Raw genomic sequence first — 24,035 nt, 5'->3', positions numbered from 1 at the left:
AAGTGAAACGTCTTAGCACCGATGGTAGTGTGGTTCGCCCATGTGAGAGTAGGTCATCGTCAGCATCTTATTTCAAACCCCTCACATTGGAAGATGTGGGGGGTTTATGTTTGGGGGGGTTGACTGAATAATTTCATCTCTTATCTTTGAATTGTCTGTGCTTTTTTGAATAAAAACTGCTACAATACCCTGTTATTATTTTTTGTTTTGTGACCCATCTTACTCATGACAGATCTTACTCATATCCGTAATTTTTCAATCATTGCTCACATTGACCATGGTAAAAGTACACTTGCCGACCGCTTCATTCAGGTGTGTGGCGGACTTTCTGAAAGGGAAATGCAAGCTCAAGTCTTAGATAGTATGGACATTGAGCGAGAGCGAGGCATTACCATTAAGGCCCAGTCGGTTACTTTGTATTATAATCACCCAAATGGTGAGCAGTACCAATTAAATTTTATTGATACGCCAGGCCATGTGGATTTTAGTTATGAGGTTTCTCGTTCGTTAGCGGCCTGTGAAGGTGCATTATTGGTGGTAGATGCTGCTCAAGGTGTTGAAGCACAGAGTGTAGCGAACTGTTATACAGCAGTTGAGCAAGGGCTTGAGGTGCTGCCTGTGCTGAATAAAATTGATTTACCTCAGGTTGAGCCTGAACGAGTGATTGAAGAGATTGAGGATATCATTGGTATTGAGGCGGTAGAAGCACCTCGAGTATCAGCGAAAACAGGTCTTGGTATTGATGAGTTGCTACAAACTTTAGTGGAAACCATTCCTGCACCAACAGGCGATAGAGATGCTCCTTTGCAGGCTTTGATTATTGATTCTTGGTTTGATAATTATTTGGGTGTGGTATCGCTAGTGCGTGTGCGTGAAGGTGAGGTGCGTACAGGCGACCGTATTTTTGTTAAATCAACAGGTGAAAGCCACTTGGTAACTTCTATTGGTGTATTTACGCCAAAACGCTTGGAGACGGGTGTGTTAAAGGCGGGCGAAGTTGGTTTTATTATTGCAGGCATTAAAGACATTCAAGGTGCACCTGTGGGCGATACCATCACTTTGGCTAAGACCCCTGAGGTGGAGAATATTCCTGGCTTCCAGAAGGTAACACCGCAAGTTTATGCGGGTATGTTTCCGATTGATTCAAGTGATTTTGAAAAATTTCGTGAGGCTTTACAAAAGCTACAAATCAATGATGCGGCCTTATTCTTTGAACCTGATACTTCAGATGCTTTGGGTTTTGGATTTCGTTGTGGCTTTTTGGGTATGCTACACATGGAGATTATCCAAGAGCGATTGGAGAGAGAGTATGACCTTGATTTGATTACCACTGCACCATCGGTCATCTATGAGGTGGTTAAGAAAAATGGCGATGTTGTCTATGTTGACAACCCATCTCGTCTACCTGATGTGGGCGTGATAGCTGAATTTCGTGAACCGATTGCCAGATGTCATATCCTTGTTCCACAAGAGTATCTGGGCAATGTCATTACTCTTGCTATCGAACGCCGAGGCGTGCAGGTGGACATGAAATTTATGGCTCGCCAAGTACAAGTAATCTTTGATATCCCAATGGGCGAGGTTGTGATGGATTTTTTTGATAAATTAAAATCTGCTTCTCGTGGTTTTGCGTCGCTAGATTATGGTTTTGAGCGTTATCAAGCAGATAAATTGTCTCGTGTTGATGTGCTGATTAATGGTGAGAAGGTTGATGCTCTTGCCATGATCTGCCATCAAGAACATGCACGCCGTCGTGGCGGTCAGCTGGTTGAGAAGATGAAGGAGTTGATTCCACGCCAGATGTTTGATGTGGCGATTCAGGCCGCCATTGGTAGTCAGATTATTGCTCGCTCCACTGTTAAGGCAATGCGTAAAGATGTTCTTGCTAAGTGTTACGGTGGCGATGTCAGTCGTAAGAAAAAACTGCTTGAAAAACAAAAAGCAGGCAAAAAACGCATGAAGCAAGTAGGCTCTGTAGAAATTCCGCAAGAAGCATTTTTGGCAGTGCTAAAAGTTGATAGTTAATATGATTTGTGAATTTTGGTTGATTAATAAAGTTGGGGTGTTGTTGTGAATTTTGATATCAATTTAATACTGGTACCAGTAACCATCGTCTTTTTATTGGTGTGGTTGGTGGATAAATTTGTCCTAAAACAACATCAAGTCATTAAGTTGTCGGACAAAAAATTAAGGCAGGTACAAAAACAGCTTAATGAAGCTAAGCAAGTCTTGCACGGCCGTTTAAAAGAGCATGGGCTGTCAGATGATATTGATGTATTGATGCCAACACAAACCACGCCCCATGAAGTGATGCAGGCACACAATTCTTATCAGCGTGCTAAGCAAGAGCTTTTGTTGGCTCAAGTGGATAAAGAGGGGCGGTCTGAGAACTTCTTGGTGCGTTGGGCGTACGAATTTTTACCAATCTTATTGTTGATTGTAATTGTGCGTTCTTTTGTTATTGAGCCATTTACCATTCCATCAAGCTCAATGGTACCAACCTTGCATACAGGTGATTTTGTGGTGGTTGATAAGTCATCCTATGGGCTTCGCCTGCCTATTACCCACACCAAAATCTTAAATACAGGCAGTCCAGAGCGTGGCGATGTGGCGGTATTCCGCTATCCTTTAGAACCAAATATGTACTACATCAAACGAGTGATTGGTCTACCAGGCGATACAGTGTCTTATAAAGATGGAAATTTGTCTGTTAATGGCGAACAGGTTGCTACTAAGAAAGTTGAGCATGGGATTGATGATGAACTTTTAAATATCTTGATGCCTAAGCAGATTCAAAATTATGTGCTAAGCGATGATGAGCGTGCTAGACTGGGGCGTGAAGAAGAAAAATTTGCTCATTATTATCAAGAGTCGTTGGGCGAGCATCGCTATTTGGTGCGTTATCTGGGTGATTTAAACTCATCATCACAAGGTGATTTTCTAAAAGAAGTAGCACCTGAGGTCATCGCTTCAGAGGGTAAAGAATGGTCAATTCAAGTGCCAGCAAATCAATACTTTGTATTGGGAGATAACCGAGACAGCAGCAAAGATTCTCGTTATTGGGGTTTTGTGCCAGAGGAGAATTTATCAGGTAAGGCGACTTATATTTGGATGCATAAAAAGCCTGGATTGAATTTACCAAGTTTTTCTCGAGTGGGTGCGATCGATTGATAATATGGATTGTTAGGACGATAAATGAACCAATCAGATAAAATCATGACCCATGGATGCAAGGCAACTTCGTTAGATAAATTGACGCATTTTGCCAATTTTGAACAGGGGTTACCTGTTTTATGCGAAAAATTGGGTTATGAGTTTGATGACCCAAGTTTATTAAGGCGGGCATTGACGCACCGTTCGTATAACCCCAAAGAAAGTTATGAACGATTGGAGTTTTTGGGAGATGCGTTACTTGGTATGATGATTGCGGAGGCATTGTTTTTGCATTTTCCACGCCATGATGAAGGTAAACTCACTCGTATGCGTGCAACTTTGGTACGCCAAGAGACTTTGGTGCAGATTGCCGAACGGCTTGAATTATCTAGACATTTGATTTTGGGTGTGGGCGAGCGAAAGGGTGGAGGTCGTCATCGTGCGTCTATCTTGGCGGATGCGGTGGAAGCAATCGTTGCGGCGGTATATCTTGACAGTGGTGATATCAAGCTTGTCAAAAATTTAGTGAAAACTTGGTATGAATCGCTCATCTTGGAGGTGGGTGAGGAAAAAGTACTAAAAGATGCCAAATCTCGCCTACAAGAGTGGCTGCAGGGCAATCGCATGACCTTGCCAACTTATGAGCTTGATGAGATTATTGGCAATGCCCCCAATCAGGTATTTGTTGTAACTTGCTGTGTAAATATTGAGGACATCAAGCCTATTACACAAATGGGTGAGTCTCGCCGTATTGCTGAGCAAAAGTGTGCCGAGTTGATGATAAATCAACTTAACAAAACCCAAACTGCTTAAATTGGCACATTTCATCATACAAACCTTGATGAGTTTTTTAAACCCGCCTTTTAAATTGGGCGGTTTTGTGCTTTAATAGCATGGACTTTATCTGATTGATTTTAACGCTAAACAAATTTGAATAACAAGGAAAAATATGACTGACAACCGTTCGACTGCCGATAATGATGATGTGATTTTGGCATTTTTTGATGATAAACCAACATTAAATCTAGATGGCTTTAAGTCTGGCTTTGTGGCGATTGTGGGTCGTCCAAATGTTGGAAAGTCCACACTCATGAATCATCTGCTTGGACAAAAACTCTCCATCACCAGCCGAAAACCACAGACGACTCGCCACCGCATACACGGGATTTTGACTGATGAACAGATGCAAATTGTGTTTGTTGATACTCCTGGTATTCATGCCAAAGAGGTCAAAGCGATTAATGAACGCATGAATAAAGCGGCGGTGTCAGCGTTGTCTAATGTGGATTTGGTATTATTTGTTGTTGATGGATTGCAGTGGCGTGAAGATGATTTATTGACCTTGGAAAAACTTTCAGCGACCAATCTGCCTGTTGTACTGATTATCAATAAAGCAGATACCATTAAGGATAAGTCGCTGATGTTGCCTGTGATTGAAAGTTTTAATGAGAGCTTTGATTTTGCGGATATTGTACCAGTCTCAGCACTTCGTGGATATAATTTGCCACGCCTAAAAGAGGTAATTGGCAAGTTTTTGCCCATTCGTCCGCCTATTTTTGATGCCGAACAAATCACTGATCGTTCTGAGCGGTTCTTGGCAAGTGAGATTATCCGAGAAAAAATCATGCGTCAATCAGGCGATGAAGTGCCGTATGATTTGACCGTGCAAATTGATACTTTTAAAGATGAGCCTGCTCATAAAGACTCAGAGACAGGTAAATGGCGTAAGGCGATGACTTTTATTGATGCGACCATATTTGTTGAACGAGCAGGGCAAAAGACCATCATTATCGGTGATAAAGGCAGTCGCATTAAGCAAGTCGGCATCGATGCTCGTAAGGACATGGAGGCACTGTTTGATCGAAAAATCATGCTCACCCTATGGGTGAAGGTGAAAAAGGGTTGGTCAGATGATGAGCGTGCCTTGACAAGTTTGGGTTATTAAGGCAGTGATGAATGTGCTGATGATGCTAGGTGTGCTTGTCCCATTATTTGTGCAAATATTGGTAAGAGAATCAAGTATTGCCTAGACATCATCACATGGCTACTGTGCAATGCCAAATGAATGATGAGTTTTTAAGTAGGTGGTAAAAAGATTTCTTGTAGTTTCTTATTCAAGAAATTCCTAAATCATAGGCTCTTAGACAACCATGAAAAATCAGCGACTGACAGGCTACCTTTTACATACACGACCCTATCAGGAAAAGCGAGCTATTTATCAGCTATTTAGTCATGAATTTGGGTTGGTGCACGGAGTAGGTGCAAGAGGTATGCCTACTTTTGTGTTACTTGAGCTGTTTGCTGGCGGAAAAAATGAGCTTAAGACATTCAGTCAGATTCAGTTGTCAGCACGGTCAGTATTAAAGCCTGTCATGGGGCAGGTGCAATACGCACTACTGTATATGAATGAGGTGCTAAGTCGCCTGTTGCCTTTGGAGAGTCCTTGTCCAACGCTTTGGCAGGTTTATCATGAAGAAGTGATTGCACTGCAAGCATTGGGCAATCTTGAGGCATCAGACAACACTCGCCATCTTAAGGTGTCTTTACGGCGGTTTGAGAGGGCGTTATTTGATGAGCTTGGAGCAAGCATTGATTTTATCTATGATGCTGTGGGTAAGAAGATTGATGCAGAGGCTTATTATCGTTTTGTGCCAGAGATGGGGTTTATCTTGACTACATCATCCATCATTCATCAAGCACAAAGTGAGGGAAAGAAAGTAAGCCGAGTGTCTTATCTGGGTTGTGATTTGCTACTCATGGGGCGGGCAGATGGTGATGAGAAAATCTATTATCAAAAGATAGAAGAATTTGGTCAACTGCAACGAGATGTCATGAATTATCTGCTGGATTATAAACCATTGCACAGCCGAAAATTGTGGCAACAAAGTTTATTTTATCAGCAGTCATCATAGTTGGCAAACTTTGTTGTGTTGGTGTATGTTAATGTAAAAATGGTTAGGAAAAAGGTGTCTTATGTCAAATTTACCACTGCTTGGGGTTAATATTGACCATGTGGCGACACTTCGTAATGCACGAGGGGTTGATTACCCCTGTCCGATACAGGTGGCACTATTGTGCGAGCAGGCGGGTGCAGATGGTATTACGCTACATTTGCGTGAAGATCGCAGGCATATCAAGGACGCTGATGTCTATGCCATGAAAGATAGGTTAGCTACTCGCATGAATCTTGAGATGGCGGTAACCGAAGAAATGCTAGCCATCGCCCTTGATGTCCAGCCAACTTGGGTGTGCTTGGTGCCTGAAAAACGCCAAGAAGTTACCACAGAAGGTGGTCTTGATGTGGCAAATCTAAGAAGATTGCCGGAATTCATTCAAGCCTTGCAAGAAAAAAACATCTTGGTGTCGTTATTCATTGATCCAGAGTTTCATCAGATAGATACTGCCATCGCCTGTGGTGCTGATGCCATTGAGCTACACACAGGAGCGTATGCTGAGGCAGGGCTGTCGGGTAATATGCAACTTGTCAGTGATGAATTGAGTCGTATCAAACAGGCGGTGCGATACGCAAAAGAGCAGAGCGATACGCTACTTATGAATGCAGGGCATGGCTTGACACGAGAGAATGTGTCCAGTATTGCTTGTATCGAAGGTATCCATGAGCTTAATATTGGGCATTCGCTCATTGCAGATGCGATATTCATGGGGATTGACCAGGCAGTCAAAGAAATGAAAACGGCCTTTGCTTCAAAGCCTATTGATATACGCTAAAGTATGCTAAAATAAGTGCTGTTTAGTATTTGCTTATTTTTTGATGAATGGCTGTTTAAAATTTAAGAGCCATTGTAAATAATTAGCATTTTAATGTAATGTTATGTAACGATCATCCAAAAAAAGGTTGTAAAATTCACCCATTGCCGTTAAGCTAGATATATCAATCTTTAAATTAAGGGTTGTCTGCGAAAGTAACTGTTGGCAGATGACCAACTTAATGGTAGAATAAGACATTGGTAATGTTATATTACATAATTTTTTAAAACCAACCATTCCTTCGGAGGAAGTTATGAAATTCAATAAAATCGCTCTAGCGGTACTTGCTACTGCAACGACCGCAGCTTCTGCTGGCGTAACTGTGAGCCCACTACTACTAGGCTATCATTATAATGATGAGGCTCATGACAAACAGCGTGAAGTGTTGCGTACTGGTAAAACACTTGAGACCAACCAAAAGCATACTGATGGTGTTGCTCTTGAGAGTGATCTATGGGTAGGTGCTGCACTTGGCGTAGAACTAACCCCATCTACCCAACTACAAGTTGAGTATGGTTTGTCTAGTGCGGATGCACAAGCTTCTAAGAAATCAGCAGAAATGGCCGCAAACCGTTTTGATTCAGAGCAACAAACTATTAGCGGTAACTTCCTAATCGGTTTGGGTAATTCTAATGCCAAGTTAAAGCCATATGTTTTAATTGGTGCTGGTCAACAAAAAACTAAAGTTGAGAACCAAGTAGCTTATACTGCTGACGCAGCAAACGCACCTTATGGCGACATCGCTCAAAATCAACAAGTTGCTGCAGGCACTAAAGTTACTAGCTCAAAAGATACGATTGGTAACATCGGTCTAGGTGCTCGCTACCTAGTAAATGACGCATTGGCTCTTCGTGGTGAGGCTCGTGCGATCCACAACTTTGACAACAAATGGTGGGAAGGTCTAGCTTTGGCAGGCTTGGAAGTAACTCTAGGCGGTCGCTTGGCACCAGCTGCTGTGATTGTAGAGCCTGTAGTTCCTGTAGTTCCTGTGGTACCTGTAGAGCCTGTAGTTCCTGTGGTTGAAGAGCCAGTGGAAGAAATCACTGTTGTAGAACCTGTTGAGACTATCATTGATAGCGATTTTGATGGTGTGCCAGATCACCTAGATGCTTGCCCAGATACGCCACGCAATGTAGTGGTTGATGCACGTGGCTGCCCACAAACTGTCGTACTAGAGGAACAACTACGCCGTGAACTACGCGTATTCTTCGACCGTGACCAGTCTGCAATCAAACCACAATTCCGTGAAGAAGTTGCAAAAGTTGCACAGTCTATGAATGAGTTCCCGAATGCTACTGCTGTTATTGAAGGACATGCATCTAAAGACAGCAACCGTTCAAGTGCTAAGTACAACCAACGCCTATCAGAAGCGCGTGCAAACGCTGTTAAGCTAATGTTAGCTAACGAGTTTGGTATCGCACCTAACCGTCTAAGTGCTATTGGCTACGGCTTCGACCGTCCAATCGCTCCAAACACTACTGACGAAGGTCGTGCGTTGAACCGCCGTGTAATCGCTGTGATTACTGGCAACAAATCAACTACTGTAGAACAAACTAAAGATATGGTTATTCGATAATCAATCCCTTGATTATTAAGTGATTAAAAGAACCGTCATGATTGACGGTTCTTTTTTATTTTGGGTGGCTTCTTTTACTATGGCTAAAATCATGATATAATAGTTAACTTTTCTTATTGTACTTAAGTTCTAAGAAGACTGTCCCTATTGGGCAATTTATGCCCATTCAAGTTATTTTTTTGCTGAATTAGCAATCCTTATTTTATACGAGTATTTATGGCAGACGACATTAAGCATTTGCGTAACATCGCAATCATTGCCCATGTTGACCACGGTAAAACGACTTTGGTTGATAAACTATTGCAACAATCTGGTGCGTTAGGCGAGCGTTCAGGTGAGATTGAGCGTGTGATGGATTCCAACGCTTTGGAAAGTGAGCGAGGCATTACCATCTTGGCAAAAAACACCGCCATTCGTTGGACTGATGGTCGCACAGGTACTGAATACCGCATCAATATTGTGGACACCCCAGGCCATGCTGACTTCGGTGGAGAGGTAGAGCGTGTGATGTCGATGGTGGATTGTGTGCTGTTGCTGGTTGATAGTCAAGAAGGTCCAATGCCACAGACTCGCTTTGTTACTCAAAAAGCGTTTGCTCGTGGACTTAAGCCGATTGTTATCATTAACAAGATTGATAAGCCTGCCGCACGAGCTGATTGGGTGATTGACCAAGTGTTTGATCTGTTCGACAGCTTAGGTGCGACTGATGAACAGCTTGATTTTCCTATCGTCTACGCATCTGGAATCAACGGCATTGCAGGTCTTGAGCCAGATAATTTAGCGGCTGACATGACCCCACTGTTTGAGACCATTGTGGATATCGTAGAATCGCCTAAGGTTGATGCCGATGGTCCATTCCAAATGCAAATCTCAAGCCTAGACTATAACAGTTTTGTTGGTGTTATTGGGGTGGGTCGTATTCAGCGTGGCTCGGTGAAAACCAACACACCTGTTACCGTGATTGATAAAGATGGTAATAAGCGTAATGGACGCATCTTAAAAATCATGGGGTATCATGGACTTGAGCGTGTTGATGTTGATTCTGCTCAAGCAGGCGATATCGTCTGTGTAACAGGTTTGGATAGTTTAAATATTTCAGACACCATTTGTGACCCATCTAATGTTGAGGCGTTGCCTGCATTGTCGGTTGATGAGCCGACCGTATCGATGACTTTTCAAGTCAATGACTCGCCTTTTGCAGGAAAAGAGGGTAAGTTTGTTACTTCTCGTAATATTCGTGAGCGTCTTGACCGTGAGTTGATTCATAATGTCGCCTTGCGTGTTGAGGATACTGACAGTCCAGAGAAGTTCAAAGTTTCAGGTCGTGGTGAGCTACATCTATCTGTGCTTATTGAGAACATGCGTCGAGAGGGCTTTGAGCTGGGTGTATCTCGTCCACAGGTTATCATGAAAGAGATTGATGGCGTGATGTGCGAGCCTTATGAGAATGTTACTTTTGATGTTGAAGAACAGCATCAAGGTGCAGTTATGCAAGAGATGGGAGAACGCAAAGGCGAGCTAACCAATATGGAGGTTGATGGCAAAGGTCGTATTCGTATCGAAGCGACAGTGCCGTCACGAGGACTGATTGGTTTTCGCTCAGCATTTTTGACCATGACATCAGGCACGGGCATCATGACTTCAAGCTTTAGCCATTATGGACCTGCCAAAGAGGGTTCGGTGGCAAAACGCCAAAATGGTGTATTGGTATCTATGGTAACAGGTACTTGCTTGGGTTATGCCCTATTTAGCTTACAAGAGCGTGGTCGTCTTTTTGCTAAGCCACAGCTTGAGGTCTATGAAGGCATGATTGTGGGTATTAACTCTCGTTCTGATGATATGGTGGTAAACCCAACAAAAGCAAAACAATTAACCAACATTCGTGCGTCTGGTTCGGATGATGCAATCATCTTAACACCTGCATTGGATTACACTTTGGAGCAAGCTTTGGAATTCATCGAAGATGATGAGTTGGTTGAAGTTACACCAAAATCAATTCGTATTCGTAAGCGTTATCTAACAGAAAATGAACGCAAGCGTCTTGGTCGTAAGAAAGACTGATTTGATTATCCTTAAAAAACTGCCCATGAATAAGCTGTTTCATGGGCAGTTTTTTATTTATTATGTATCATTGATAAGCATAGTTGAGATGGGTGAGCGGTGATGTGGTAAGTTTAAGCATGATATCATGCTTTTAAATAGATGACTATTGAGTGATAAAAATCTATGGTTCTTAAGTTTTGGTGGTTTATGGCTATTCTTTGGTTGTGGATAATGGCTGACAAGTGGGACAATAGACGCTTGCTCGCCCACAGATTTTTTGATTTTCCAGAATACTACCGCATTGGGTGCAGGGCTTGCCGTGATTGCCATAAGCAAGCAAAGTCTGCTGAAAATACCCCGTTTTGCCACCACCTACTGTAAAATCACGCAAAGTTGAACCGCCTTTTTTGATGGCTTCTGCCAAAATCTGCTTGATGTGCTTGACCAGCTTGGCAATTTGCTCTTTGCTGATTTGATGGGCGGGTTTGGCAGGGTGAATGCCTGACAAAAAAAGACTCTCGGCAGCATAGATATTACCCACGCCTACCACGACCGTTTGGTCCATGATGAGAGTTTTAATGGGTTTGGTTATGGCTTTAGTGGGCTTAGCACAAGGACTATTGGTATCATTGAGTCTATGGATATGCCGATATAGATAATCAGTATTAAAAGCATCATCTAAAGGCTCAACACCCAGATGAGCTAAGAATCTATCTTTTGCATTGTCCTTATTATCAAGATGTGCGTCATTATCCGCCCAAAGTATGATGCCAAAACGGCGTGGGTCGTGGTAATGCAGGGCGACATCGCCAAAGCTGATGATGAGATGATCATGTTTTCTGGCGATGGGAGCATTGCTGTTGATGGGGTGTTGTTGCAAGCTACCTGACATTCCTAAATGAACAAGTAGTACCTTATTAGCATTATCTGCATTATGACGAAAATGCAAAAGTAGATATTTGGCTCGGCGTTCTACCAAGGATAATTGAAAACCAATTAAGCCATCTAAATCATGTGGCATCATGTAGCGTAGCTTGGGCTGATGTACATGAACAGCGGCAACGGTTTGATTAAGTAGTGGGTCTAAGCTTTTTTTGGTGGTCTCAACTTCGGGTAATTCTGGCATATCAATCACTATTAGTTGGTACTGCGTCTGGCGTGCAGAACATCAGGTTGTTGTTCAATCTTGGCAAGCAGGCGTGACAAGTGTGCCAAACCTGCCACTTCAACATAAAATTTCATATGACTGATGGTCTCGTCAGATGAGATGGTTTCGGCACGGTGAATATTAACTTTTTCTTTATCAATGATATTGACCAAATCACGAAGTAGCCCTTTGCGATTATAAGCTTCGACATGAACGGTTACAGGCTGATAACGCCCAAAAGATGTCTGCCAATTTGCACTGATATGGCGTTCAGGTTCTTTATCAATCAATCTTAGGTATTCAAGGCAACTGGCGTGGTGAATGCTTACGCCATGCGACACGGTAACAAAACCAGCAATCGGTTCGCCATGCACGGGTGTACAGCACCCAGCCAGATGGATTTCAACATTATCAAGCCCTTGTAAGTCAATTTGATATTTGTTGGGGCGAGATGGCGTTTTGATTTCAATGCTGCCTTCATCAACAGGTGGTGTGTTGAGATTTAGGCGATGACTGATTCTACCAACCAACTGCACCACGCCCACATCGCCCATCACTAAGGAGACGAACAAATCTTCTTCATTTTTGGCATTAAATTCTTCTAGATAGTCGCTAAGCTCTACCTGACTTGGGTTGATGGAAAATCTATCAAGCTCACGCAAGAACATGGCACGACCGAATTCAATGTTCTTGTCTCTATCTTGTTTGTTAAACCATTGGCGAAGTTTGGATTTGGCACGGTTGGTATGAATGTACCCAAGCGAAGCAACGAGCCAATCACGATTAGGCTCTCGGTTGGACTTGGTGATGATTTCTACTTGGTCACCTGTCTTGGGCTGATGTGTGAGTGGCACATAGCGTCCATTAACCTTTGCTCCTTGAGCTCGGTTGCCAACTTCAGTGTGCACATGATACGCAAAATCTAGGACGGTTGCTCCTTTGGGTAGCTCGGTAATGTCGCCATCACGGCTAAAGACATAGATGCGTTCGTTGTCTTCTAAATCGAGTTCGTCATTTAACTCAACATTTTCTAGTTTATCATTGCCAAGTAATTGGCGTAGTGAGCTGATTTTTTGAGTTAAATAGTCGTCTTTTTTGGCTTTTAGACCTTCTTTATAATTCACATGAGCCGCTTTTCCAAGCTCTGCTTCAAAGTGCATGTCAAAGGTGCGTATTTGTACTTCTAGTGTGCGATGATTGGCAATGACGGCAGTATGTAGCGACTTGTAGCCGTTCGGCTTAGGGTTGGTGATGTAGTCATCAAACTGATCTGGAATATGTCGCCATAGTCCATGCACAACCCCTAAGGTGTGATAGCATTCGGTATTGGTATCAACCAACACTCGCAAGGCACGAATGTCGTAGAGCTGGTCAAATGATAGGTTCTTCTTTTTCATCTTACGCCAGATGGAGTAGATGTGCTTGACACGCCCCGATACTTCTGCCTTGATGCCTGCTGTGATGAGTGCGTTACTTAAATCAGCTTGAACAGTTTCAATGTAGAATTCTCGTTCGCTGCGTTTTTCGGCAAGTAGGTTGGCGATTTTTTTGTATTCGTCAGGGGCAAGGTAGCGAAACGCCAAGTCTTCTAATTCCCATTTAAGCTGAGCGATAGATAGGCGGTGTGCCAGTGGTGCGTAGATGGTCATCACTTCACGAGCAACTCGCTTTTGGCGATCGGGGGGTGCAAAAGACAGTTCACGCATGGCAAAGGTGCGTTCAGCCAGCTTGATGAGTACGGCACGAACATCGTTGGTGGTGCTGATGAGCATACTATAAATAGTGGACAGCTGATCTCGTTGTTCGCTTTCAAAATAGTCTTCTAGGCGTTTGTTCTCTTCGATACTTTCAGACAGTCGCCCCATTGCCAGTGTGTCTGCGACCAGATGGGCGATGTCTTCGCCAAAATTATGTCTGATGGTGTCAAGGCTGACCAACTCTCGGCGTGCTGTGCGATAAAGCATGGAGGCAACCAAGGCGTTCTCATCTTGAAATAGATATGCCAAAATATCTGCCATGCCGATGCCTGTGGCATAAGCACCTGAGCGACTAGCGTGAGGCTTGCTTGCTTGCACCCTAACAAAGTCGCAAGCACGGCGAAGCATCGGCAAATCGTCTTTGCCAATGCGTTCAGCAACGGTGGATAACCAAGTTTCCACATCAATGTCGGACTCACTGATGGTGGCAGGGGTCTGCGTCTGCTCGGAATGATCTAGAGTGGTTTTTAGTTTTGGGTGAGCCAGCTGTGCCTTAAAATCTGGGTGTAGCTCTTTGGCAACCAAACTTGCCGCCAATGTCGCACTGTCGGTGTCGCTATTTTCGCCGCTTAGTAGTGGTAAGCCTTCACGAATTTGTACCACGATATGTCCTTTTGGTTGTTTTAGGGCGAATACCAATCCTAGCTTACTTAAAAGTTGATTTTGGGTTCGCCTAGAGTGTCAGTGGGGATATTATGGCATTTTCTGAATATTTTTGAAAGTAAAATCCCATAAATTAGCGTGCATTTATTGAGTAATTATCCATCAAATATATTTTAATATTTCTTCTAAATTGGTATCTTTTGTGATATAATTAACAAACTGTCAACTTGTTAGCCAATGGCTCAATGATGACAATATATAATTGATGACATCGCATTTTTTGAGTTTGTATGTTCGGTGCTTGGATGGGAAAACCCTTAAAAAAGTACACTTACTCTGCCGTGTGGCAAAAATACCTTTCTGATTCGCGATGATTTTGATGAGCTGTTGCTCAATTCCCACCCCGACAAAATGCCAAAATATTTCGCCTTAAACTCGCCATTGATTTGGTGGCTTGATGTTTTTTCTCATCTCGTGGTTTGATATATACAAGAATACATAAAGGTTATTTATGCCCCAATTTGATGATGCAGGTGCAATCGGCACGTTGCCTAATGATTCTGCTGTCCTTGAAAATAGCAAAGAAAAAAGTGAGTCAGATGGTCTGACTTTTGAAGATTTATCACTCAATAAGCCTATCTTAAAAGCTCTGGTTAAAAGCGGCTACACCAATCCAACACCCATTCAAGCAGGGGCGATTCCCCATGCACTATCAGGTCGTGATTTGCTACTGTCAGCACAGACAGGCTCAGGTAAGACTGCGGCATTTGTATTACCTATCTTAGATAAACTGAGTCGCCAAAGCTGTCTTGATAAGCACATCTATGCACTGATTTTGACACCGACTCGTGAGTTGGCTCAACAGGTACATGATAATGTACGCCGTTATGGGGCGAATTTGCGTGGAATGTATAGCATTCCTTTGGTGGGTGGTTCGCCTTATGGTGGTCAGATTCGTGCCTTAAGAAAGGGTGTTCAGGTTGTCATTGCCACACCTGGTCGTCTGATTGACCACATGAACGAAGGTCGTGTGGATTTGTCCAAACTTGAGGTGTTGGTGCTAGATGAAGCCGACCGCATGCTTGACATGGGCTTTGCTGATGATATTCAGACCATCTTGCAAAATGCTCCGGCATCTCGCCAAACCGTCATGTCATCAGCAACTTGGGATGGTGCAGTGGGCAAGATTGCCGAAAGTTTCACTAACAATCCTGAGAAAGTCTCTATTAAGGTTGAGAGTGGACATATTGAAGAGTCGGTGTATTTTTGTGATGATTTTCATCACAAAAATAAGATTCTGTTGGAGCTGTTGGGCAATCAAGATATTAATCAAGCCGTGATTTTTGCTGCCACCAAACGCAGTACAGAACAGCTAACTCAGACACTGACTGACGCAGGGCTAAAAGCACGCTATTTACATGGTGATTTACCACAAGGTAAAAGAAACCGCATCATCAGTGATGTCAAAAGCGGTAAATGCGACTTTTTAGTGGCGACCGATGTGGCGGCACGAGGCATTGATATCTCCGCCATCAGTCATGTGGTGAACTATGATTTGCCTCGTCAGGTTGAAGACTATGTACATCGTATCGGACGCTGTGGGCGTGCAGGGCGTACAGGTGTGGCAATGAACTTGTGTAGTTTTGATGATCGTGGGCAATTAAGAAATATTAACCGCTATCTAAAACGCACCATGAGCGAAGAGACCATTGAAGGTTTTGAGCCTAAGCGTCCCCCATTTGAACAAGAAGAATGCCGTAAGAATAACCCACGAAAAAAAGACGGTCGCCGTTTTGAGGGCAGACGAGCTGAGCAAGGTCATCGTCAGGACCGCACAAACAAAAAAGCGAGATCTTCTTATGACCGACAAGAACGCCAAGATTGGCATGACCGTCCAAAGCGTCAAGATCGTCGGCAGGAAAATTATACATCAGATGCTCCTCGTGAGCGTACCTTTGAAAGTAGGGGGCGTGAGTTTGATGGTAATCGTAGCTACCATCGCCAAAGTCACCACCAAGATGGTCGCCAATCTCGCCCACAACATGACAGACGCACAGATGGCTTGTATGCCAATACGCATGAGCATGGTAATACACGCCCTAAGCGTCATTCTGATAAAGAATCAGGGTATGGCGGTCATGGCGAATTTCGCAATCGCTCTCGCCAAGAGCATCGCAATGAGCGTCAAGATAGACCAACAAACAAGTTGTACAAGACGCCAAATCAGGGCATGAAAAAGCCAAGAGTGGTAGAAGAGGTATTTTCTTCTAAGCGTCAAGATAGGGCACCAAAACGCCGCTTCCAAGTAAACTAACAAAACCCAAATAAAAAAGCACGCCAATTGGTGTGCTTTTTTATTTGAGCTGACTTTATGATTGGTTGTTTTGAGTTGGGCTGATGGGGTGGATTTTTTCAAAGCGAGCAATGCTCTCAACATGACCTGTATGGCAGAACATATCCATAACGCCAGTATGCGTGAGACGGTAGCCTTGGGCGATGATGGTAGCGGTGTCTCTGGCAAGCGTGATGGGGTCGCAAGAGACATAGACGATGCGTTTGGCTTGAAAGTTGCCTAAATACGCCATGACGGTAGCAGCCCCTGAGCGAGGTGGGTCAATGAGCAAGGCATCAACACGCTTTGCCCAAGGCTTGTCTGAGAAATCTTGGCTTAAATCCTGAGTGTAGAACTCGGCATGACAAATGCCGTTTTGTGCTGCATTCATGGTAGCACGCTTAACCATCTCAGCACTGCCTTCAACACCTATGACACGCCCTGTTTCGCCCACACAGCGAGCCAAAGGTAAGCTAAAATTACCCAGACCGCAGAACAAATCAAGCACGGTCTCGCCTTTTTGTAAGTCTAATAGGTCGCAGGCGAGCAGAACCATTGGTGAGTTTACCGAAAGATTAACCTGCGTAAAATCAAGCGGTGAGCATTCTAAGCGTATGTCAAAATTTGGCAGTTGATAAAACAGCCCACCTGATGGCGGTGTACTTTGAGTGTTTGGCAATTCATTGCTATCAATACGATGCACACTGTTTTCACCATGCGGTTGTAAATACAATTGCCAGTTTAGATGTTGACAGAGCTTGATGAGTGATTGTCTGTCTTGTTTGTTGAGCTTTTGGGTATGTCTGATCACCATTGCTACTTGTGATGACTCATCACCTGTGGCAAATTCAAGGTGTGTAATACCACCAACTCCTTTAAGCTGGGCGAGCATGGCTTTTAGCGTCTTAAGATGATGGTTGATTCGATTATCCAAGATGGGGCAGTCATCAATATCGGTGAGAAAGTTGCTGTTTTTTTTACGAAATCCAACAATGAGCTGCCCACTTTTTGGTAAATGGCGAACACCAAGTCTGGCTTTAGTGCGATAGCCGGTACGCTTGCCGACCACAGGAGTGAGCCAATGGTTTGGGGTAACTTTGGCGTGATGAGTAAGATGATTGGCAAGCACGGACTGCTTATGTTTTAGTTGCTCATCAGCGTGCAGATGTTGCAAACTACAACCACCACACACACCAAAATGCCGGCAAAAAGGCATCTGTCTTTTGGGGCTGGGGCTGAGCACTTCTATAGCTCGTCCTTCATCAAAGGATTTTTTATTGCCTGTGATGGCGACTTTGACTGTTTCATTGGGCAAGGCAAAATCAACAAAGACTTTTTTGCCACTGTTGTTGCCATGTGTGTCGTCATAGCTTGCGATACCACGCCCATCGTGTGTTAAAGCATGGATGTTTAGGATAACAGGCTGTGTTTGGGTTTTTGCGTGCTGATGAATGGGGCGATGCTTGGTCATGCTAAAAGAGCTACTGATGAATTGCGGTTATTATAGCATGAAATGATGATGCAAAATCATCATAAAAATCATGATGACAGGGTTGTGTTATTTAGATGGTGCAACCAAAAAAGCCCACCATGACGGCGGGCTTTTTATGAGTTAGGCAATTTTTTTGACTTTTTTGCCTTTAATGGCACGGTAAATTGGTAAAATAACCATCACCACTGCCAATGCCCAAAGCACCATTGAAATTGGGCTTTGCCATAGTATGCCTAGGTCGCCTTGAGAGATGGATAATGCACGGCGAAGGTTGGATTCCATCAGATGACCAAGTACATAGCCTAAAATGAGTGCTGATAATGGGAAATGTAGTTTACGCAGGAAGTAACCAAACACACCCAATGCAATCATTAATGCCAAATCAAAAATGGTACTGTGAATTGAATACACACCCACGAAGCTCACTGCAGCGATGGCAGGTATTAAGATGTAGTTTGGAATGTCTAGTAGCTTGGCAAAAAACTTAACAAGTGGTAAGTTTAAGGCAAGCAAAATCACATTACCGATGAATAATGACGCAATCAAACCCCACACGATGTCAGGTTGCTCAGCAAATAGTTGAGGACCTGGCGTGATGTTGTAAAGCGTCAACGCACCCATCATGACCGCTGTTGTGCCAGAGCCAGGCACCCCAAGAGTGAGCATGGGAATGAACGAACCGCAGGCAGACGCATTATTAGAGGCTTCTGGGGCGGCGATACCACGCAAATCGCCATCACCAAATTTGCCGTTTTCGCCTGCAATCTTGCGTTCATTAGAATAAGTCATGGCAGAGGCGATGGTAGCACCTGCACCAGGCAAAATACCGACCACAAAGCCAGTCAGACCACTACGAATGATTGCACCCAAAGAGAATAGAAACTCTTTAAGGTTTACCATGCCACGCTTGCCCTGTTCTAGAGCCTTTTGACCAGCACTGGTGTTTTCTAGCATGATTAAAATTTCGCTCACACTAAAAAAACCAATCACAATCGTAGTAAAAGCAATGCCGTCTGATAGATTGACTGAACCGAAAGTGAAGCGATATACACCTGTAACAGCATCAACCCCTACGGTTGCAAGTAATAATCCGATAAGAGCGGCGATGCCTGTTTTTAATGGTGCATCACCCACCAGACCACTTAGGCAAGTAATGGCAAAAACCATTAAAGCAAAATACTCGGCAGGACCAAATGAAATCGCCCATTTTGCCAAGAGTGGAGCAAACAATACCACACCTGTGATGGCAATCATTGAGCCAATGAAGGAGCTTAAGGCGGATAAAGATAAAGCAATACCGGCTTTGCCTTGCTTGGCAAGCGGATAGCCATCTAGTGTGGACATGATTGCCGCTGCATCACCTGGAACATTGATTAAAATTGCCGAGATGCGACCGCCATATTCACAGCCTAAATACACAGCAGCCAATAGGATTAGGGCACTTTCAGGTGGTAGACCTAAGGCATATGCAATCGGTAATAAAATCGCCACGCCATTGATTGGTCCTAGACCTGGCAACATACCCACAATTGTCCCAATGAATGCTCCGATGAGAGCAATCAGTAGGTTTTGAGGTGTGGTAGCAATGGCAAAGCCATGCATTAAAAAATCAAAAGTTTCCATCATTTACCCCAAAATTGACCCAAGTACACCTGCAGGTAAGCTGACCTCAAGCGGACCATTAAATAAAAAATAAGTAGCAACTGCCATAATGGTTGATGCAATTAGGGCTTTTAGCCAATGCCCGCCAAACAGTACGCCAACAACCCATGCCATCAAGGCGGTGGCGATGATGTAGCCCAACATCTCAAAAAGAACAGCATACAAAATCATGGCAATAGTACATAGTACTAAATTTTTGATGATGGGAATATTTAGTCCAAGCTGAATTTTTTCGCTAAATTTAGCAGGGCGAAAAGCGATGATGGCGGTCAATATTGCCAATAAAACCAATAGCATGACAGGGTAAGGTCGTGGACCTATTGGGTCATATGAAATTGGTGCGGTATAGCCCCATGCAATAACAAGCAAAATGAGAGATACCAAAAGCATGAGCCCTGAAAATATACGGTCAACCATACAGTTTCCTTTTTTCCTTTAGAAAAACCAAATCCTAATAGATAGGATTTGGTTTGTGATGAAATAGTAACAGGAGTATTACTTGGCTTGCTCAGCGGTCTTTACCAAATTAAATTCATTAGATAGAGCGTGTAGCTTTTGTGTTTCATCATAAATGTATTGCGTCAGTTCATCACCTGTCATAGCAAATGGGAATAGCTCACGATTGGTGCGAAGTTCAGCAAACTTCGGATCGGCAAGCATTTTGTCAAACTGACCTTTCCACCAGTTATAAGACGCATCAGATGCTTCTGGTGCCATGTAATAACCACGAATTACAGGCCATTGAATATCAAAGCCTTGTTCTTTGGCAGTAGGAATATCTTTAAAGCCTTCCCCCTCTAGACGCTCTGGAGCGAACACAGCAAGTACACGCAACTTGCCTGCCTTAACATGTGGCATCACCTCAGCTAGACCTGCTGACACAACTTGGATGTGATTGCCAAGTACGGCTGTAACCGCCTCGCCACCACCTTCCATCGCCACATAACCCATGGCATCTGGGTTGATTCCTGCTGCTTTAGCAAGTAGGGCTGTTTGCATCCAATCTTGACCACCGACGCTACCACCTGCACCGAAAGTTACAGATTTAGAGTCTTTTTTTAAGGCGTCTACTAGGTCAGCTAGGTTCTTGTATGGTGAGTCAGCATTAACCGCCACCATGCCATAATCTGTACCTACTGCTGCAAGCCAACGCACATCTTTTTCGGTGAATTGACCGAATTTGCCTTGTGATAGATTTAGGATAGAGCCTGTTGAGAAAGCAACGATTGCATCGCCATTTTTACGGTCATTGGCAACAATTTTGTTATAAGCTACTGCACCTACGCCACCAGGCATATAAGTAACACGCATTGGTTTATCAATCAGTTCTAAATCCTGAAGACCTGATTGGGCAAGCTTACAAGTTAAATCAAAACCACCACCTGGCTTGGCAGGAGCGATACACTCTGGGCGTTTAGGTGCTTGTGTCACTACTTCTGTGCCAGCTGCAGCATCCGTGGCTTGTGCTGTTTCTTTTTTGTCGCCACCGCAAGCAGCTAGGGCAAGAATAGATAGGGTGATGGCACCGTGCTTAAATAGTTTCATAATATCAACTCCGGATATAAGATATAAGAATTCTCAATGGGTCTGCTGTTCAGATCTATTGGGAAGTATGCAGTAAGACTGTAAAAAGCCGTTTTAGTCTTTTTGAAACTATATGTATTATAGCGGAAAGAAAAGTAGCTTGGCAATTACAAAATAGAAAATATTTTTATAAATATGCCATGATTGAGATAAAATAAGACAGACTTGTGTTGTGTTGTTTTTGTTGTATTTGCTTTTAGAGTTGATGTCGGTGTTGTTTGTTGTTGAGCTTCTTGGCTTGTGTTTTTTAAGAATGTTGCTACATTATTCTCCCTATCATCGGTGCGTTTGTTATGTTAGATCATCTTATTTTGGTCATCATTAATTTTTTTACTTCGGCTTTGGCGGGCATCACAGGGCTAGCAGGCGGTACGATTTTACTTGGGTTAATGCCCATGTTTTTGTCCGCCAGTGCAATCATTCCTATTCATGCCACCACTCAGCTAGCAAGCAATGTAAGTCGTGTTTGGCTTGGCAGGCGTGATGTGGTGCTGACTTATTTTCGCCCATTCATTGTGGGAGCATTGATAGGGGTGTTGTTTTTTGGCATGGCGGTAAAATTTGTTAAACTTGACTTAATTCCGTTATTTATTGCCTTTTATATCCTTTTGACTCAGTGGTCCGGCACTGTCAATCGCTTATTAAAAAGTTTAGAGAATTTTTATCTGATCGGTTTTGTGCAGGTGGGTATTGGGCTGTTTGTTGGTGCTCCTGGACCTTTGCATATACCCATGTTGATGAAAAAATATGATAATAACGATGTCATTGTTAGTACAGGTTCGTTGATGATGACTGTTGTGCATGTTTTTAAATTGATTGTTTATATCATTTTAGGTTTTAGTTTCATTGAGCATTGGCGATTGATTGTACTGATGGCGTTATCGGCATCATTTGGCTCATGGGTTGGCGTAAAACTGCGTAACCGCCTGCCGATGGCATGGTTAAAAGCTACCATGCCATGGCTACTTAGTGCCATTGCCATTAAGATTATTTATGATAATGTGGATAAATTGGGTGTGTTTTGATGGGTGGAATGGGGGCTCTTAGGGTTGGTAGGGCAGACAAAATAAAAAGCAGGTAAATGACCTGCTTTTTGGTTGATGTCTAGTTGGTTTGCCATGCTTGCAAAAAGCGTTCGTGGCGAAGTGTGCCATCGTCATTGGTGATACTGGCAACAAACTCATGTGTCTGCTCGCTGATACGCTGGCAAAGCTGTGTATCCGCCTTGCCTGTTAAGATAAGCCAGCGTAGATAAACCAACCAAGTGTTTAATACATCAGATTCACAGTAGGTGGTTAGCTTTCGCCATTCGTTATTTTGCACCATTGGCATGACCTGAGAGCCATCTATATCGCCCTTACCTGCAAAGCCACACAGTGAAGCGATGGTGTCTAGCTTTTGTTTGTTGTAGCCGTTATAAAGCGATAGCTTGTCCATTAGGTCAATGTGCATCTCGCCATAGCGATACAGATAGTCGGGTTTTTTATCGGCATTAAACAATGCAGGAGCACTGATGCCATGATGTAAAGCACGATACAGCAACACAGGAATGTCAAAGCCTGATCCATTCCAACTTACCAAAGTGGGTTTTTTGTCAAAAGCACGAAAAAAACTCGCCAAAATCTCATGCTCGTCTTTGTTGTCCAATGATAAAGATTTTAGGGTAAACTGTCCATGTTCCACCCAAAGAAATGACAAACAAGCAATTTTATGCAAGGGCAGACGCATAAAGTCATTTCCTGCTTCGGCATGGCGTAGGGCTGTGAGTGCAATCAAGGCATCATCATCATTTAACCCCTGTAGTTCAGGATAAAGTCGTCTGCCTGTCTTAATATCAGGAATGGTTTCGATGTCAAAGACCAAAACAGGATTATTCATGTTCATAATGTGCCTTGTGAATGCTTGTTTGGTAGATTGGTCAGTTGTCCACTACACCGAATAGACCTGTGGATAGATATCGGTCACCACGGTCGCAGACGATAAAGACGATAACTGCATCAGGGTTGTCTTTAGCGATTTGGTGGGCCGCCCAAGCTGCACCCCCTGATGACACCCCACAAAATACCCCTTCTTCTTTAGCAAGTCTACGCATGTAGGTTTCGGCATCTTGTTGATTGACATCCATCACCTTATCCACCAAAGACGCATCAAAAATACCAGGTAGATATTCTGTTGGCCATCTGCGAATGCCTGCGATACTAGAATGTTCGTCAGGCTGTAGACCAATGATTTGTATGGCGGGGTTTTGCTCTTTTAAAAATTTGCCAACCCCCATAATTGTGCCTGTTGTGCCCATTGAACTGACGAAATGGGTGATTTTACCGTTTGTTTGTGCCCAGATTTCAGGGCCTGTGGTCAGATAGTGTGCTTCTTTGTTATCGTTATTATTAAACTGGTCAAGCACGATGCCAAGCCCATCTGCTTGCATTTGTAGTGCCAAATCTCGAGCTTCTTCCATGCCTTGCTCTACTTCAATCAAGGTCGCCCCATAAGCAGTTACGGCATCTTTACGCTCTTGGGTGGAATTTTTTGGCATAATTAGGGTCATCTTATAGCCTTTCATGGCGGCTACCATGGCAAGAGCGATGCCTGTATTGCCACTGGTTGCCTCAATGAGTGTATCGCCTGCTTTAATATCGCCACGCTTTTCGGCTTGGTCAATCATGTTAAAAGCAGGGCGGTCTTTGACAGAGCCTGCTGGGTTATTGCCCTCTAGTTTGGCAAGTAAAGTCGCCTTAGTATCCTTGTTCAGTCGATTTAGTTGTACTAAAGGGGTATGCCCCACACAATCTGCCAAAATGGTGGTCTGGGTGATGAAATTACTCATAAACAATCCTGTTGTTATTATAAACGACAAAGAAGAATTATCGGACTAAAAATTAGTCTATTATAACACACTCTTTTTTCAAAAATACGCC

General features: G+C 43.5%; 18 protein-coding genes. 10 read left to right on the top strand and 8 right to left on the bottom strand.

The genetic code is table 11. The features are described 5' to 3' along the window. Positions 1-225 precede the first annotated feature (225 nt). From lepA to typA, 8 genes are all read left to right on the top strand, one after another. Positions 226-2,025, top strand: a complete 1,800-nt coding sequence (gene lepA / locus ACERC6_RS05290; protein WP_373628061.1) for a translation elongation factor 4 — start codon at positions 226-228, stop codon at positions 2,023-2,025. 45 nt (positions 2,026-2,070) lie between these two features. Then, on the top strand, positions 2,071-3,171 hold the full coding sequence (lepB, locus tag ACERC6_RS05285; protein ID WP_373628060.1) for a signal peptidase I: 1,101 nt from the start codon (positions 2,071-2,073) through the stop codon (positions 3,169-3,171). Positions 3,172-3,195: 24 nt separating this feature from the next. After that, positions 3,196-3,966: a ribonuclease III gene (rnc, locus tag ACERC6_RS05280; protein ID WP_373628058.1), complete on the top strand. Its 771-nt coding sequence runs from the start codon at positions 3,196-3,198 to the stop codon at positions 3,964-3,966. Between the two features lie 136 nt (positions 3,967-4,102). Beyond that, on the top strand, positions 4,103-5,098 hold the full coding sequence (gene era, locus ACERC6_RS05275) for a GTPase Era (protein WP_373628057.1): 996 nt from the start codon (positions 4,103-4,105) through the stop codon (positions 5,096-5,098). Positions 5,099-5,303: 205 nt separating this feature from the next. Further along, a complete protein-coding gene (locus ACERC6_RS05270) occupies positions 5,304-6,065 on the top strand; it encodes a DNA repair protein RecO (protein ID WP_284673781.1) in 762 nt (253 codons plus the stop codon). Between the two features lie 61 nt (positions 6,066-6,126). Further along, positions 6,127-6,882, top strand: coding sequence for a pyridoxine 5'-phosphate synthase (locus ACERC6_RS05265; protein ID WP_373628056.1), 756 nt, complete (start codon positions 6,127-6,129; stop codon positions 6,880-6,882). 292 nt (positions 6,883-7,174) lie between these two features. Continuing rightward, on the top strand, positions 7,175-8,497 hold the full coding sequence (locus tag ACERC6_RS05260) for an OmpA family protein (protein ID WP_373628055.1): 1,323 nt from the start codon (positions 7,175-7,177) through the stop codon (positions 8,495-8,497). A 216-nt stretch (positions 8,498-8,713) separates the two neighbouring features. Further along, complete coding sequence (typA, locus tag ACERC6_RS05255; protein WP_284673784.1) at positions 8,714-10,558, top strand: translational GTPase TypA; 1,845 nt, start codon at positions 8,714-8,716, stop codon at positions 10,556-10,558. A 193-nt stretch (positions 10,559-10,751) separates the two neighbouring features. Here typA and mutM read toward each other — a convergent pair whose 3' ends face one another. Next, the gene (gene mutM, locus ACERC6_RS05250) at positions 10,752-11,666 is read right to left on the bottom strand and encodes a bifunctional DNA-formamidopyrimidine glycosylase/DNA-(apurinic or apyrimidinic site) lyase (RefSeq protein ID WP_373628054.1); all 915 of its coding nucleotides are present in this window, start codon (positions 11,664-11,666) and stop codon (positions 10,752-10,754) included. An 11-nt stretch (positions 11,667-11,677) separates the two neighbouring features. Continuing rightward, positions 11,678-14,047 (bottom strand): bifunctional (p)ppGpp synthetase/guanosine-3',5'-bis(diphosphate) 3'-pyrophosphohydrolase, encoded by a 2,370-nt coding sequence (locus tag ACERC6_RS05245; protein ID WP_373628053.1) that lies wholly within the window; start codon positions 14,045-14,047, stop codon positions 11,678-11,680. A gap of 511 nt (positions 14,048-14,558) precedes the next feature. Between ACERC6_RS05245 and ACERC6_RS05240 the strand changes: the two genes are divergently transcribed. Continuing rightward, on the top strand, positions 14,559-16,361 hold the full coding sequence (locus ACERC6_RS05240) for a DEAD/DEAH box helicase (RefSeq protein WP_373628052.1): 1,803 nt from the start codon (positions 14,559-14,561) through the stop codon (positions 16,359-16,361). Between the two features lie 55 nt (positions 16,362-16,416). Here ACERC6_RS05240 and rlmD read toward each other — a convergent pair whose 3' ends face one another. The 4 genes from rlmD to ACERC6_RS05220 form a co-directional block, all read right to left on the bottom strand. Then, entirely contained in the window at positions 16,417-17,850 is a 1,434-nt protein-coding gene (gene rlmD / locus ACERC6_RS05235) for a 23S rRNA (uracil(1939)-C(5))-methyltransferase RlmD (RefSeq protein WP_373628050.1), read from the bottom strand. Positions 17,851-17,991: 141 nt separating this feature from the next. Further along, positions 17,992-19,494, bottom strand: a complete 1,503-nt coding sequence (locus tag ACERC6_RS05230; protein WP_373628049.1) for a tripartite tricarboxylate transporter permease — start codon at positions 19,492-19,494, stop codon at positions 17,992-17,994. A gap of 3 nt (positions 19,495-19,497) precedes the next feature. After that, positions 19,498-19,950 (bottom strand): tripartite tricarboxylate transporter TctB family protein, encoded by a 453-nt coding sequence (locus ACERC6_RS05225; protein WP_284673789.1) that lies wholly within the window; start codon positions 19,948-19,950, stop codon positions 19,498-19,500. 78 nt (positions 19,951-20,028) lie between these two features. After that, the gene (locus ACERC6_RS05220) at positions 20,029-21,078 is read right to left on the bottom strand and encodes a tripartite tricarboxylate transporter substrate binding protein (protein WP_284673790.1); all 1,050 of its coding nucleotides are present in this window, start codon (positions 21,076-21,078) and stop codon (positions 20,029-20,031) included. A 332-nt stretch (positions 21,079-21,410) separates the two neighbouring features. On the opposite strand from ACERC6_RS05220, the gene ACERC6_RS05215 reads away from it, so the two are divergent. Continuing rightward, positions 21,411-22,142 (top strand): sulfite exporter TauE/SafE family protein, encoded by a 732-nt coding sequence (locus ACERC6_RS05215; RefSeq protein ID WP_284673791.1) that lies wholly within the window; start codon positions 21,411-21,413, stop codon positions 22,140-22,142. A gap of 79 nt (positions 22,143-22,221) precedes the next feature. On the opposite strand, the gene ACERC6_RS05210 is transcribed toward ACERC6_RS05215, so the two are convergent. Both ACERC6_RS05210 and cysM read right to left on the bottom strand, forming a co-directional pair. Further along, complete coding sequence (locus tag ACERC6_RS05210) at positions 22,222-23,001, bottom strand: 3'-5' exonuclease (RefSeq protein ID WP_373628048.1); 780 nt, start codon at positions 22,999-23,001, stop codon at positions 22,222-22,224. Positions 23,002-23,035: 34 nt separating this feature from the next. Beyond that, the gene (gene cysM, locus ACERC6_RS05205; protein WP_284673792.1) at positions 23,036-23,944 is read right to left on the bottom strand and encodes a cysteine synthase CysM; all 909 of its coding nucleotides are present in this window, start codon (positions 23,942-23,944) and stop codon (positions 23,036-23,038) included. Positions 23,945-24,035: the final 91 nt, after the last annotated feature.

Source organism: Moraxella sp. E33BD (assembly GCF_041807865.1).
Classification (GTDB): domain Bacteria; phylum Pseudomonadota; class Gammaproteobacteria; order Pseudomonadales; family Moraxellaceae; genus Moraxella; species Moraxella haemolytica.
The sequence above is the reverse complement of the archived record's forward strand: the minus strand, read 5'-3'. Positions and strand labels throughout refer to the sequence as shown.

Excerpts from the sequence above, each read along its gene's own strand:
- lepA (WP_373628061.1), top strand. The coding sequence starts at position 226 with ATGACAGATCTTACTCATATCCGTAATTTTTCAATCATTGCTCACATT.
- rnc (WP_373628058.1), top strand. The coding sequence starts at position 3,196 with ATGAACCAATCAGATAAAATCATGACCCATGGATGCAAGGCAACTTCG.
- era (WP_373628057.1), top strand. The coding sequence starts at position 4,103 with ATGACTGACAACCGTTCGACTGCCGATAATGATGATGTGATTTTGGCA.
- ACERC6_RS05270 (WP_284673781.1), top strand. The coding sequence starts at position 5,304 with ATGAAAAATCAGCGACTGACAGGCTACCTTTTACATACACGACCCTAT.
- ACERC6_RS05265 (WP_373628056.1), top strand. The coding sequence starts at position 6,127 with ATGTCAAATTTACCACTGCTTGGGGTTAATATTGACCATGTGGCGACA.
- ACERC6_RS05260 (WP_373628055.1), top strand. The coding sequence starts at position 7,175 with ATGAAATTCAATAAAATCGCTCTAGCGGTACTTGCTACTGCAACGACC.
- typA (WP_284673784.1), top strand. The coding sequence starts at position 8,714 with ATGGCAGACGACATTAAGCATTTGCGTAACATCGCAATCATTGCCCAT.
- mutM (WP_373628054.1), bottom strand. The coding sequence starts at position 11,666 with ATGCCAGAATTACCCGAAGTTGAGACCACCAAAAAAAGCTTAGACCCA.
- ACERC6_RS05240 (WP_373628052.1), top strand. The coding sequence starts at position 14,559 with ATGCCCCAATTTGATGATGCAGGTGCAATCGGCACGTTGCCTAATGAT.
- rlmD (WP_373628050.1), bottom strand. The coding sequence starts at position 17,850 with ATGACCAAGCATCGCCCCATTCATCAGCACGCAAAAACCCAAACACAG.
- ACERC6_RS05230 (WP_373628049.1), bottom strand. The coding sequence starts at position 19,494 with ATGGAAACTTTTGATTTTTTAATGCATGGCTTTGCCATTGCTACCACA.
- ACERC6_RS05225 (WP_284673789.1), bottom strand. The coding sequence starts at position 19,950 with ATGGTTGACCGTATATTTTCAGGGCTCATGCTTTTGGTATCTCTCATT.
- ACERC6_RS05220 (WP_284673790.1), bottom strand. The coding sequence starts at position 21,078 with ATGAAACTATTTAAGCACGGTGCCATCACCCTATCTATTCTTGCCCTA.
- ACERC6_RS05215 (WP_284673791.1), top strand. The coding sequence starts at position 21,411 with ATGTTAGATCATCTTATTTTGGTCATCATTAATTTTTTTACTTCGGCT.
- ACERC6_RS05210 (WP_373628048.1), bottom strand. The coding sequence starts at position 23,001 with ATGAACATGAATAATCCTGTTTTGGTCTTTGACATCGAAACCATTCCT.
- cysM (WP_284673792.1), bottom strand. The coding sequence starts at position 23,944 with ATGAGTAATTTCATCACCCAGACCACCATTTTGGCAGATTGTGTGGGG.